This is a genomic window from Pseudomonas sp. LS2P72 (assembly GCF_054897865.1).
Window position 1 is genome coordinate 2,426,710 of the sequence record NZ_CM142708.1, and the last position, 12,983, is coordinate 2,439,692.

The 12,983-nt window shown below is 58.0% G+C and carries 12 protein-coding genes and 1 pseudogene; 10 read left to right on the forward strand and 3 right to left on the reverse strand.

Translation table 11 applies throughout. The features are described from left to right. Positions 1-20: 20 nt before the first annotated feature. The 6 genes and pseudogenes from ACYZUA_RS11240 (at position 21) to fabF (ending at position 6,820) form a co-directional block, all read left to right on the forward strand. Complete coding sequence (locus ACYZUA_RS11240; RefSeq protein WP_461963149.1) at positions 21-992, forward strand: UDP-glucose 4-epimerase family protein; 972 nt, start codon at positions 21-23, stop codon at positions 990-992. Then, positions 989-2,017: an MraY family glycosyltransferase gene (locus ACYZUA_RS11245; RefSeq protein ID WP_461963150.1), complete on the forward strand. Its 1,029-nt coding sequence runs from the start codon at positions 989-991 to the stop codon at positions 2,015-2,017. Before ACYZUA_RS11240 ends, ACYZUA_RS11245 begins: the two co-directional genes overlap by 4 nt. Before the next feature lie 107 nt (positions 2,018-2,124). Further along, on the forward strand, positions 2,125-4,119 hold the full coding sequence (locus ACYZUA_RS11250; protein WP_461963944.1) for a polysaccharide biosynthesis protein: 1,995 nt from the start codon (positions 2,125-2,127) through the stop codon (positions 4,117-4,119). A gap of 112 nt (positions 4,120-4,231) precedes the next feature. Continuing rightward, positions 4,232-4,567 carry a ComEA family DNA-binding protein gene (locus ACYZUA_RS11255; protein ID WP_282479698.1) on the forward strand — a complete coding sequence of 112 codons (336 nt, stop codon included), beginning with the start codon at positions 4,232-4,234 and terminating at the stop codon, positions 4,565-4,567. A gap of 168 nt (positions 4,568-4,735) precedes the next feature. Next, a pseudogene (locus ACYZUA_RS11260) lies at positions 4,736-5,513 on the forward strand (SDR family NAD(P)-dependent oxidoreductase). A gap of 32 nt (positions 5,514-5,545) precedes the next feature. Continuing rightward, positions 5,546-6,820 carry a beta-ketoacyl-ACP synthase II gene (gene fabF, locus ACYZUA_RS11265; protein ID WP_461963151.1) on the forward strand — a complete coding sequence of 425 codons (1,275 nt, stop codon included), beginning with the start codon at positions 5,546-5,548 and terminating at the stop codon, positions 6,818-6,820. Here the strand turns inward: fabF and ACYZUA_RS11270 are convergent. Next, on the reverse strand, positions 6,817-7,374 hold the full coding sequence (locus ACYZUA_RS11270; protein WP_111450694.1) for a TetR/AcrR family transcriptional regulator: 558 nt from the start codon (positions 7,372-7,374) through the stop codon (positions 6,817-6,819). The two genes, fabF and ACYZUA_RS11270, sit on opposite strands and share 4 nt — an antisense overlap. Before the next feature lie 176 nt (positions 7,375-7,550). Between ACYZUA_RS11270 and ACYZUA_RS11275 the strand changes: the two genes are divergently transcribed. Both ACYZUA_RS11275 and ACYZUA_RS11280 read left to right on the forward strand, forming a co-directional pair. Continuing rightward, complete coding sequence (locus tag ACYZUA_RS11275; protein WP_008148759.1) at positions 7,551-8,204, forward strand: GntR family transcriptional regulator; 654 nt, start codon at positions 7,551-7,553, stop codon at positions 8,202-8,204. Between the two features lie 15 nt (positions 8,205-8,219). Further along, complete coding sequence (locus ACYZUA_RS11280; protein WP_046057108.1) at positions 8,220-9,071, forward strand: urea carboxylase-associated family protein; 852 nt, start codon at positions 8,220-8,222, stop codon at positions 9,069-9,071. Between the two features lie 46 nt (positions 9,072-9,117). Here the strand turns inward: ACYZUA_RS11280 and ACYZUA_RS11285 are convergent, their stop codons facing one another. Then, positions 9,118-9,285 carry a DUF2897 family protein gene (locus ACYZUA_RS11285; protein WP_008006000.1) on the reverse strand — a complete coding sequence of 56 codons (168 nt, stop codon included), beginning with the start codon at positions 9,283-9,285 and terminating at the stop codon, positions 9,118-9,120. 124 nt (positions 9,286-9,409) lie between these two features. Next, complete coding sequence (gene eat / locus ACYZUA_RS11290; RefSeq protein WP_461963152.1) at positions 9,410-10,774, reverse strand: ethanolamine permease; 1,365 nt, start codon at positions 10,772-10,774, stop codon at positions 9,410-9,412. 415 nt (positions 10,775-11,189) lie between these two features. Between eat and kdpF the strand changes: the two genes are divergently transcribed. Beyond that, entirely contained in the window at positions 11,190-11,279 is a 90-nt protein-coding gene (gene kdpF / locus ACYZUA_RS11295) for a K(+)-transporting ATPase subunit F (RefSeq protein WP_007899818.1), read from the forward strand. 8 nt (positions 11,280-11,287) lie between these two features. Then, positions 11,288-12,982 carry a potassium-transporting ATPase subunit KdpA gene (gene kdpA, locus ACYZUA_RS11300; RefSeq protein WP_461963154.1) on the forward strand — a complete coding sequence of 565 codons (1,695 nt, stop codon included), beginning with the start codon at positions 11,288-11,290 and terminating at the stop codon, positions 12,980-12,982. Position 12,983 lies beyond the last annotated feature (1 nt).

The following is a 12,983-nucleotide window of genomic DNA, read 5'->3' on the forward strand; positions in this document are numbered from 1 at the left end:
TGTATTCCTAAGGGCCACCCATGAGTTCGAAAACATTCCTGGTTACCGGTGGCAGTGGTTTTTTAGGGCGCGCACTGATTGAACGATTGGTGCAGTTGCCTGACTGTTCTGTTGTGGCACCGGTCCGAGCCACGTCGGCTGTGCTCCCGGCGGGTGTGCGCCAGCTACCTCTGACGAGTCTCAATGGTGCAAACGATTGGAGTGAAGCGCTCACCGACATCGACGTTGTTGTCCATGCGGCAGCTCGTGTTCACGTCATGAAAGAGGTCTCTTCCGATCCGCTGGCGGCGTTTCGTGAAGTCAATGTCGAGGCTACATTGAACCTCGCTCGCCAAGCCGCAGCGAGCGGAACGAAGCGTTTTATTTTCATCAGCTCGATCAAGGTGAACGGAGAGGGTGCTGAGCCCGGCACCGTCTACAGTGCCGATGATGTGCCTGCTCCGATTGACCCCTACGGGATCTCGAAGCTTGAGGCAGAGCAAGGTTTGAAGGAGCTTGCCGCAGTTACTGGTATGGAGGTGGTGATCATCCGCCCGGTGCTGGTCTACGGTCCTGGCGTCAAAGCCAACTTTCTCAACATGATGCGTTGGCTGTATCGCGGTGTTCCCTTGCCTTTCGGCGCGGTTCACAACCAGCGAAGTCTCGTCGCCATAGACAATCTGGTGGATTTTATCGTGACCTGTTCCGACCACCCAGCGGCTGCCAATCAAGTGTTCCTGGTCAGTGACGGCGAGGACGTGTCGACCACACAGTTACTGCGCAAACTGGCGGACGCCTTGGGCAAACCTGCCATATTGTTGCCAATACCTGCCTGGCTCATGAGCGGTGCGGCAACGTTACTGGGCCAGCGAACGTTGTCGGATCGTATTCTCGGGTCCTTGCAGGTTGATATCAGCAAAAACCGACAACTATTAGGCTGGACTCCTCCGGTCACCCTCGATAAAGCGTTGAGCCAGACGGCACAACATTTTCTGGATTCCCGTAAATCATGAGTTATGGCTGGTTTATCCCTGTCATCGTTGCTGTGTCTTTTTTCCTCACCTGGGCGCTGCGCCGTTACGCTCTGTCTCGAAGCCTGATGGATATCCCCAACGCCCGAAGTTCTCATTCGGTTCCCACTCCTCGAGGGGGCGGGGTTGCAATTGTCCTGGCGTTTACATTGGCTTTAGGAATGTTGTTATTTGCAGGGTTGATGTCTTCTTCGGCGTTTTTTGCGATTGCCGGTGGGGGCGCGCTGATCGCCGTTATTGGCTTTATGGATGACCACGGACACATCGCCGCCCGTTGGCGTTTGTTGGGGCATTTCGTTGCATCGATATGGTTGCTGTTCTGGTTAGGTGGGTTACCCGTTGTTGAAATCGGCGGGGGGACTTTCGACCTTGGGTGGTTTGGTCATGTGTTAGCAGCGTTTTATCTGGTATGGCTACTTAACCTTTATAACTTCATGGATGGTATCGACGGCATTGCCAGCGTCGAGGCGATTTGCGTTTGTCTTGGGGCTTGCCTCCTGTATTGGGTGAGTGGTGCGACGGACTTGGTCTGGGCACCATTATTGTTGGCCGTGTCCGTGGCGGGTTTTCTCTTTTGGAATTTCCCCCCCGCCAGAATTTTCATGGGGGATGCCGGGAGCGGATTCCTGGGTGTTGTCCTTGGCGGGCTTTCACTTCAAGCGGCGTGGGTCTCTGCGGACTTGCTATGGGGTTGGCTGATTCTGCTCGGCGTATTTATTGTCGATGCGACTTTCACGCTGTTTCGCCGTTTGCTCAGGGGCGACAAGATTTACGAAGCACACCGCAGCCACGCCTATCAGTTTGCCTCCCGTCGGTTTGGCAACCATTTACCGGTCACTGTGGCGGTGGGCGCGATCAATTTGCTTTGGTTGTTGCCTATCGCACTAGGCGTCACGCAATTTGGCCTGAACTCCAGTCTAGGGTTGATTTTGGCCTATGCTCCTCTGGTCGTTCTGGCGATCAAGTTTCACGCTGGAGAGCTTGAAAGGCCATCTATGAAGAACTAAGTAACAGTTCTGTCATTTAGGTTTGAAAATAGATCAGATGCGCCTATAAGGTTTCACTACGGTGATGCGGCAGTTGAAGGGAGAAGGCTGAGGTGTTTGAAGAGTTCATGGATAGGGTCAGATCGCGCCTTGTAGGGCTTCCCAGGCGTCGGAAACGGCTTATACAGGTCGGAACAGACATTTTGCTTGTCTGGGCTGCTCTGTGGTTGGCGTTCATCGTGCGTTTGGGTATTGATGATATGTACAACCCTTTCAGGGTTCATTTCTGGCTGTTTGTTTGCGCCCCTGTCGTCGCCATTCCTCTGTTTATCCGCTTCGGCATGTACCGGGCGGTTATGCGATATTTCGGCAACGATGCGTTGATTGCGATTATCAAAGCAGTCACTTTGTCTTCGCTGATTCTGGCAGTGGTGGTCTATTGGTACAGTAATCACGAAGCGGTAGTGCCTCGTTCTATTGTCTTCAACTATTGGTGGCTCAGCCTGGTCATCATTGGCGGGCTACGATTGTTCATGCGCCAGTACTTCATGGGCGACTGGTTCACCGCCGCCCAGCACGTACCGTTTACCAGTCGCGACGATCGCCTAACCAAAGTCGCCATCTACGGTGCCGGCGTGGCCGGCAACCAGCTTGTAGCGGCACTTCGCATGGGTCGAGTCATGCGTCCCGTGGCGTTTATCGATGATGATCCCAGCATTGCGGATCGTTCGATAGCAGGCCTTCAGGTCTACAAACCCAAACACATCCAACAGATGATCGACGTAACCGGCGCACAGGAAATCCTCCTGGCTCTGCCGTCATCAACCCGCGCACGACGTCGGGAAATTCTCACTATTCTGGAACGTTTCCCCCTTCACATCCGAAGCGTACCCAACTTCACCGATCTGGCCAGTGGCCGGGTAAAGGTCGAAGACATCCAGGAAGTGGATATCGCGGACCTTCTGGGTCGCGACTCGGTCCCAGCGCAACCAGACCTGCTCGAACGCTGTATCAAAGGCAAGACAGTAATGGTCACGGGCGCTGGCGGATCGATCGGCGCGGAGCTTAGCCGGCAGATTTTCTCGCTTGGGCCGACGACGCTTCTGTTGTTCGAGCACAGCGAATTCAACCTCTACAGCATTCTGTCGGAATTGGAGCAGCGTGGCTGCAGGGAGTCGGTTCCTGTCCGGCTGCTTCCTATCCTCGGTTCCATCCGCCACCAGGACAAACTTCTGGATGTGATGAAGACCTGGAATGTAGACACCGTCTACCACGCTGCCGCTTATAAGCATGTCCCGATGGTCGAGCACAACATCGCCGAAGGCGTGCTTAACAACGTCATTGGCACGCTCAATACTGCTCAGGCTGCATTGCAATCAGGTGTGTCCAACTTTGTATTGATCTCTACCGACAAGGCTGTTCGCCCCACGAATGTGATGGGGAGTACCAAGCGTCTCGCCGAAATGACGCTTCAAGCCCTCAGTCGTGAAATCGCCCCAGTGATGTTCGGCGACAAGGCCAATGTCTCCCGGGTCAACAAGACCCGGTTCACCATGGTGCGCTTTGGCAATGTGCTGGGTTCTTCCGGTTCGGTGATCCCGCTGTTCCACAGCCAGATCAAATCCGGTGGCCCGTTGACGGTCACCCACCCGAAAATCACTCGCTATTTCATGACCATCCCCGAGGCGGCGCAACTGGTGATCCAGGCGGGTTCCATGGGGCAGGGCGGGGATGTGTTTGTTCTGGACATGGGCGAGCCGGTGAAGATTGTCGAGCTGGCGGAGAAGATGATTCATCTGTCCGGTCTGAGCGTTCGTTCGGACAAGAATTTGCAAGGCGACATTTCCATCGAGTTCACCGGGCTGCGTCCCGGTGAGAAGCTTTACGAGGAGTTGCTGATCGGCGACAACGTGGCGGCGACGCAGCATCCGATGATCATGAGCGCCAACGAAGATCATCTGCCCTGGGATGTACTCAAGGGCCGTTTGAGGGAGTTGCTGATTGCTGTTGATCATGACGATTACAGTCGTGTCCGCCAGCTCCTGCGCGAAACCGTCAGCGGCTATACCCCTGATGGCGATATCGTCGACTGGATTCACCAGCAACGTCGCCTGGAACCCTGATTGTTTCACATCCTGTAACGGACACATTTTTGACAGACTCCAGACATCGCCTAAGTTTGGAAGGCAGCTTCGGAAAAGCTGCTTTCTCAATCGATGTCATGGAGCTTCATTTATGCGTACTGGCTATTTCTACTCTCTGGTTTTTGCCCTGCTCACCAGCGCCTCTATTGCGGCCATTGCTGCGCCGACGGCCAAGCCTGAGGCTGGCAATGCACCCTTGGTGCTGGAGGTTTCTCCCAAGGCGCAGTCCGGCAAGGTCGATCTGAATCAGGCCGATGCGCCAACCCTTCAGCGCGAGTTGGCCGGTGTGGGCGAGGCCAAGGCCAAGGCGATTGTTGCCTATCGTGAGAGTAATGGGCCGTTTGCGTCCGTAGACGAATTGCTCGAAGTGAAGGGAATCGGTAAAGCGATTCTGGATAAGAATCGCGAGAAGCTTGAGGTGAACTAAGCTTATACGTCAGCGCCAGGGGCCGGTCATTGATCGGCCTTTTTGCTTTCTGGCGAACGCTGTGAGGGTGCGCCTTTCGTCGATGCGTAAAAAATTACGGCTATCATATGCGCCTTAAATTATGCCTATAATAAATTAACTTCCGCGGCATCTCCCAGGAGCACAGTCATGAATTCTGTCCAGTCCCAAGGTACGGCCCTCGTCACCGGTGCTTCTTCCGGTATCGGTGCGATTTACGCCGAACGGTTGGCGGCGCGTGGTTTTGATTTGTTATTGGTTGCCCGTGATCAAGAGCGGCTGGAAGCAGCGGCGACAAAGTTGCGCGCCGAACACGGCGTTCAGGTCGAGGTGCTCAAGGCGGATCTGACGCAAAAGGATGATGTGCTGAAGATTGAGCAGCGTCTTCGCAGCGATTCGAGTATCAGCCTGTTACTGAATAATGCCGGTGTCGCGTCCGAGGGGTTGTTGGCTAACTCAGACATGGATCAGCTGGAACGCTTGATTCAACTGAACGTGACAACGGTCACGCGGTTGGCATCGGCAGCCGCCGCCAGTTTTGCCAAGGCGGGTCGGGGGACGATCATCAATATCGGGTCAGTGGTGGCCTTGTTTCCCGAACGCTTCAATGCCGCTTACAGCGCCAGCAAGGCTTATGTGTTAAGTCTGACGCAGTCGTTGAACGCCGAACTGGAGGGAACCGGGGTCAAGGTGCAGGCCGTGTTGCCAGGCGTAACACGCACCGAGATCTGGGAGCGCTCCGGTATCGACGCAACGCAGATTCCGGCGGATATGGTCATGGAAGCCGATGATATGGTCGATGCCGCGAGGTGAGTTGATCACCATTCCTTCGTTACCGGATGCGGCCGACTGGGATGCCTTCGTTGCGGCGCGTCATGTATTGGCGCCGAATCTTTCCAAAAGCAAGGCTGCCGCACGTTACACGTGAGGCGTCATCAATTGGCTTGAGGTATGTGCGGTATGAGTGATCGTCGAGTAGTTGTAACGGGCATGGGCCTGGTTTCTCCATTGGGTTCTGGCGTCGAAGCCGTTTGGGCGCGTCTGTTGGCCGGGCATTCGGGGTTGCGCAATTTGCCGGATGAGGTGGTTGCAGATTTGCCGGCCAAAGTCGGTGGCGCAGTGCCGACGCTGGCTGATGATCCCGAGGCGGGGTTTGACCCGGACCGGGCGACGGCGCCCAAAGAGCAGAAGAAGATGGACCGCTTCATTATGTTCGCCATGGAAGCGGCGCGTCAGGCGCTGGAGCAGGCCGGTTGGCAAGCGGCGGACACCAATGCCCAGGAGCGTACGGCAACCATTATCGGTTCTGGCGTGGGTGGTTTCGGTGCGATAGCCGATGCGGTGCGCACGACGGACAGCCGTGGGCCGCGACGCTTGTCGCCGTTTACCATTCCTTCATTTCTGGTCAACCTCGCCGCGGGTCATGTGTCGATCCAGCATGGTTTCAAGGGCCCGTTGGGTGCGCCAGTGACAGCTTGCGCAGCCGGAGTCCAGGCGATTGGTGATGCGGCGCGGCTGATTCGTTGTGGCGAAGCAGACATCGCGGTATGTGGCGGCGCGGAAGCGGCGATCGATCGCGTCAGTCTCGCCGGGTTTGCTGCTGCTCGCGCGCTGTCCAGCGGTTACAACGACACCCCGGAGCGTGCCTCGCGGCCGTTCGACAGTGGCCGCGATGGCTTTGTCATGGGGGAGGGCGCAGGCCTTCTGGTGATCGAATCCCTGGAACATGCGTTGGCCCGTGGTGCCCAACCGCTGGCGGAACTGGTCGGTTACGGCACCAGTGCCGATGCCTATCACCTGACGGCGGGTCCCGAGGATGGCAGCGGTGCGCGACGGGCGATGTCGCTGGCATTGGCCCAGGCAGGCATTTCGCCGGCGCAGGTGCAACATCTCAATGCTCATGCAACCTCGACCCCGGTCGGGGACTTGGGAGAGTTGGCGGCCATCAAGGCGTTGTTCGGCACGGATAACAAAATCGCCGTGACATCGACCAAATCGGCCACCGGGCATTTGCTCGGTGCAGCGGGCGGTATCGAGGCGATCTTCACGCTGTTGGCGATTCGCGATCAGGTCGTGCCGGCCACCCTCAACTTCGACAACCCGGACCCCGCCGCCCAAGGCGTGGACATCGTCCACGGTCAGGCGCGGCCGATGGCGATCGAGTACGCGCTGTCGAATGGCTTTGGGTTTGGTGGGGTGAATGCCAGCGTGCTGTTCAAGCGTTGGGAGGGTTAGTCCCGGGGCTGTTTGAGATAGGCGCGAGTCACGTCGAGAATCCGCTGTGCCAGCTCGGGATTCTCGACACTGCGTGACAGCAGTAAAGCCCCGACCAGTGTCGACATGATGACGATGCTTTGGTCGGCGGCGTCCTCGTCTTCAAGCGTGCCTTGCACTTGTTCGAGCCGTGCGTTGAGCACCACGTCAGTGGTCGGGCTTTGCTGCCCGCGCAGGCCGAGTTCCGATGACATGGTCGGCAACGGGCAACCTTCATCGGGTGAAGTCTGGTGCCATTCGGACAAATAGGCGTCGATGAACGCTTCCAGTGGACGATCCTGAGCGAAGAGCTCGGCGCAAATCACATCGACCTGCTCGCCTGCGGCTTGCAAAGCCTTTTCCACCAGTTCGTCCTTGGACTTGAAATGCGAGTAGAAACCACCGTGAGTCAGGCCCAATGCTTTCATCAGCGGTTGCAGACCTGTTGCGCCAATGCCATCGCGGCGAAAGCGCGCTGACGCTTCCTTGATGATGCGTTGGTGGGTCTGGGCTTTATGGTCCTGCGAGTAACGCATCGGGTATCTCCGCAACAATGCGCCATATTAACCAATGAAAATGGGATGGTGATTGTACTTCTACTTCTAAAAAGCATGCAGATGCGTCCAACTCCGTCCTGCTGTCTTGAGCGAACTGGCACGAATAGTGATTACTCATTAACTGACGATTGTTGAACAATCACGAGGCAATGAGTATGAACAGCGGACTGTCCCTGGCCGACCACATCACACTTGAGTTGCGCGCCGACATCATTGGCGGCCGTTTGCTGCCCGGCATGGCGTTGGTGGAAAACGATCTGGTGTCTGCCTACAACGCCTCCCGCAATACCATTCGCGAAGCGCTGCATCGCCTGGGGCAGGAAGGTCTGACTCGTTATGTGCGCAACAAGGGCGTAATGGTGCGCAGGCTGGGCGTCGAGGACGTGCGGGATCTGTTCAAGGTCAGGCGCACCCTGGAGCTGCAGGCCATCAGCGCAAGTCAGCCGCTGCGCGACTATCAATCCGACCGGATGCTCGAAGCCCTGGAAGCCACCGAGCTTGCCCGGGAGCGCGAAGACTGGCGCGCCGTCGGCACCCACAGCCTGGCCTTTCATCAACACATCGTCGGGTTGCTGCGCAGTCCGTTGTTCGACGAGTTCTTCACCAACGTCGTCGCGCAATTGCGCCTGGTGTTCTGCACCGCTCCCGATGAATCACGTTTTCAGGCGCCCTGGCTGGCGCGCGACCGGCAGATTCACGAGTTGTTGGCCGAGGGCGACAAACGCGCGGCTGAGGACGCCATGAGCCTGTATCTCGACGATTCCGAACACCTCTTGTTGCAGATGCTTACCCGTTCTTCCCATCACTGATCGAGGATTCGTGCCATGTACAAAGACTATCCGGCGGCCTATCAAGTCAGCAAAGGCTCGGCCTTGCAGGTGGACAAAGCCTTCTACGAGCGGATCCGCGATGCGAAGGAGGGGCGCACGCTAATTGAGGAATTCGAGGTGCCGATCCGCACCGGTCGCGCCTGGAAGGTGCCGGCTGGGCATGTGTTTCGCGTGACCACGCCGGTCGGGCCGCAAGTCGGGGATTTCAATGTCTGGAATGCCAATGATCCACGGGAGCGTTTGTGGGCGGCGCGGACCCGGCAGTTACAAGGCGCACACGTCAGCACTCATGACCGGCTCTGGTCGAACCTGCCTTTTTTGCGGCCGCTGGTGACCATCACCGATGACAGCCTGGCCGGTTACGGGATCGACGAACATGGCGGTCGCTTGCACGATTTGCTCGGCACCCGCTGCGATCCTTATGTGAACAAAATGCTCACCGGCGAAGACTTTCACCATCACTGCCATTCGAACCTGACCCGCGCGGTACTGCCTCATGGGCTGACCGAGTTCGACGTGCATGACGTGCTGAACATTTTCCAGTGCACGGGCCTGAACCACGACGACATGTACTTCATGAAAGCCTGTCCGGCGCAGAAGGGCGATTACCTGGAGTTTTTTGCCGAAATCGATCTGTTGTGTGCGCTTTCGACCTGCCCGGGCGGTGACCTGTCACTGGCCATGTGGGGGCCGGATGCGCAGGACCCGCTAAGCGTGTGTCGCCCGCTCGGGGTGGAGATTTATCGGTTAGAGGATTCGTTGCTTGAGGGCTGGAGCCAACCTGAACGTGCGGCATACAAAGGGCTGCATGGCTTGCACATTGCCAAGGCCGATTGGGAAAAGTAGAAACGCAAAACCCCGTCATTTGATGAGAACGACGGGGTTTGTTCTGTTAGCGGTCCTGCGCATCCTTGGCATCCGCTTCCGCGTTGCGTTCAGCGACGCGTTTGCGTTGCTCCTCGGTCAGTTCGACCTTGTTGGCGGTGTCACGCAACATCATCAAACCACCAACGATCGAGCCGATTGCAACGATCAGAATCAACCAGGCATACCAGGGCATAGGGCTCTCCTTGAGGGCAGGCCGATTGGCGGATTTCGCCAATCGATCGTGCATACCACTTTGAGCGATTAATTTTCGCAGTGGTTCCATTCTATGCCTGTTCTGACAGCCGCACTTCGCCTGTTTAGAGCCCGGTCAGCATCGCGTCCGTCGGCGCATCGGCACGCAATTGCGCCGTGAGCATGAAGTATACGAAACCCGCTGCCATGAAGCCCAGGAAGATCAACCCGATCAACGTGTTGAACCAGGCCATCGCCACCAGGCAGACCACTGCCAGCACCAGCGCAATGATCGGCACCAACGGATAGCACGGCGCGCGAAAGGTGCGTTCCAGATTCGGCTCGGTTTTGCGCAGTTTGAACAGGCTGAGCATGCTCATGATGTACATCACGATTGCCCCGAAGACCGCCATCGTGATCATCGCCGCCGTCAGCGTCATGCCACCGAGGTTGATCAATCCGTCACTGTAGATCGCGGCAATGCCGATCACACCGCCGGCGATGATTGCCCGGTGCGGGGTCTGAAAACGTGACAATTTGGCCAGGGACGCCGGCAGGTAACCGGCCCGGGCGAGGGCGAAGAACTGCCGCGAGTAGCCGAGGATGATTCCGTGGAAACTCGCCACCAGACCGAACAGTCCGATCCACACCAGCATGTGCAACCAGCCTGAGCTTTCGCCAACCACGGTTTTCATCGCTTGCGGCAGCGGGTCGTTGATGTTCGACAAGGTGCGCCAGTCACCGACGCCGCCGGCAAAGAACATCACGCCCATCGCCAGCAAAACCAGCGTCAGAATGCCGCTGATGTAGGCCTTCGGAATGGTGCGTTTCGGATCCTTGGCCTCTTCGGCGGCCATGGCTGCGCCTTCGATGGCCAGGAAAAACCAGATAGCGAATGGAATCGCCGCAAACATCCCGGCAATCGCCGGCGCGCCAAACACATCGGAACCGGCCCAGCCATTCAGCGCGAAATTGCTGAAGCTGAAGGCCGGGGCGACCACGCCCATGAACACCAGCAGCTCTGCCACTGCGAGTACGCAGACCACCAATTCGAAGGTTGCGGCCAGTTTCACCCCGAGGATGTTCAGGCCCATGAACACGATGTAGGCACCGACCGCGGCGTGTTTCGGGTCGAGGGCAGGAAACTGCACATTCAGGTAGGCACCGATGGCCAAGGCAATGGCCGGTGGGGCAAAGACAAATTCAATCAGTGTCGCCAGCCCCGCGATCAATCCGCCTTTCTCGCCAAAGGCACGACGGCTGTAGGCAAAGGGACCGCCAGCGTGAGGAATCGCGGTGGTCAGCTCGGTGAAACTGAAGATGAAGCAGGTGTACATCGTGGCGACCATAAAGGAAGTCACCAGAAAACCGAGTGTGCCCGCCACGCCCCAGCCGTAACTCCAGCCGAAGTATTCACCGGAAATCACCAGCCCGACCGCAATGCCCCACAGATGCAGCGTGCCCAGCGTGGGTTTGAGTTGTGTGTTCATGCGTTGCCCCCTGAACGGTTTTGGAAAGCTCGGGAGAGGGCGTTTGCAGTGGGCGTGCCAGTGTTGTGAGAGCGGTCGTAAAGTGCCGAAAGGCGTCGTATCGAGGATGTTTGCCCCCGAATGACTGTTTTTTGTGCGCCAGTTGGGAGCAGTGTCGCTTGTTATGCCGCCTTCGCGAGCAGGCTCGCTCCCACATTTGGAATGCAGTTGCCCGGACACCCCGAACCCCTGTGGGAGCGAGCCTGCTCGCGATGAGGCCCGTCCAAGCGCCACAAAACCAAGCTGTAACAAAGCCATAAACCCACTCTTTACGCATTCTTTATTCCCCGCCACACCCCTCGCTCTCGTTCCTTTACAGCCTCCCTGCCGACAATGGATCCACACGCGGCAATACGCCGTAACACGGAGAATTTCCATGAGCGTTCTGGACGGAGTGTCGCTGCTATTGGCAGTGGGGCTGTTCATTTATCTGTTGGTTGCGCTGTTGCGCGCGGACCGGAACTAGGAGCGGCTATGCACAGTTATGACTATTGGCTGATCCTCGCCTTCTTCGCCCTGGTGCTGATTCCGGCACCGTTTCTGGGGCGCTTCTACTACAAGGTCATGGAAGGTCAGCGCACCTGGCTTTCGCCGATTCTCGGACCGGTGGAGCGCGGGTGTTACCGGGTGGCCGGCGTTGATCCGCAGGCCGAACAGAGCTGGCAGAAATACACCCTGGCCTTGCTCGCCTTCAACCTTGCGGGCTTTTTGCTGTTGTTCGCGATCCTGCTGTTTCAGGATCACTTGCCACTGAATCCGCAAAACCTGCCGGGCCAGGAGTGGACGCAAGCGTTCAACACCGCCGTCAGCTTCATGACCAACACCAACTGGCAGTCCTACAGCGGCGAAGCGACCCTGAGCTACCTGAGTCAGATGGTCGGCCTCACTGTGCAGAACTTCGTCAGCGCCGCCACCGGCCTCGCCGTGCTGGTAGCCCTGTGTCGCGGTATCGGTCGCAAGTCGAGTAAAACCCTCGGCAACTTCTGGGTCGACATGACCCGCGCCACCCTCTATGGCTTGCTGCCGCAGTGCCTGCTGCTGGCGTTGTATCTGGTCTGGCAGGGCGTGCCGCAAACCTTCGCGCAGTACGTAAATGCCGTGACGATGCAAGGCGTCGATCAGGTGATCCCGCTCGGCCCGGCCGCCAGCCAGATTGCGATCAAGCAACTGGGCACCAACGGCGGTGGCTTCTTCGGCGTCAACTCGGCGCACCCGTTCGAGAACCCGACGGCGTGGAGCAACCTGTTCGAAGTCGGCTCGATCATTCTGATCCCGGTGGCGCTGGTGTTCACCTTCGGCCACTACGTGAAAGACCTGCGTCAGAGTCGCGCGATCATCGCCTGCATGCTGGCGCTGTTCCTGATCGGCGGCGCGACGTCGCTGTGGGCTGAATACCAGCCGAACCCGACCCTGAACAATGTCGCCGTCGAACAGACAGCGCCGCTGGAAGGCAAGGAAGCACGCTTCGGCACGACCGCCACGGTGCTGTGGTCGGTGACTACCACGGCGGCATCCAACGGTTCGGTCAACGGCATGCACGACAGCCTTAATCCGCTGAGCGGCATGGTCGCGATGGTCAACATGATGGTCGGCGAAGTGATCTTCGGCGGCGTCGGTGCCGGGCTCTACGGCATGTTGCTGAACGTGTTGATCGCGGTGTTCCTCGCCGGCCTGATGATCGGCCGCACCCCGGAATACCTCGGCAAGAAACTGCAGGCGAAGGAAGTCCAGTTACTGGTCGTGACCTTGCTGGTCATGCCAGTCGGTGTGCTGGTGCTCGGCGCGATTGCCGCCAGCCTGCCCGGCCCGGTCGCGGCGGTGAGCAACCCCGGCCCTCACGGTTTCAGTCAGTTGCTTTATGCCTACACCTCGGCCAGTGCCAACAACGGTTCGGCGTTTGCTGGATTGGGCGCGAACACAGCGTTCCACAACCTGATGCTGGGCTTCGGCATGTTGATTGGGCGTTTCGGTTACATCCTTCCGGTTCTGGCCCTGGCCGGCAGCCTGGCGATGAAGAAAACCGCACCGATCGGCCAGAACAGCTTCCCGACCCATGGCCCGCTGTTCGTGACCCTGTTGACCGTGACCATTTTGCTGGTGGGTGGCCTGACCTTTCTGCCGTCATTGGCGCTGGGTCCTATCGCCGAACACCTGAGCCTGGGCTTCTAAG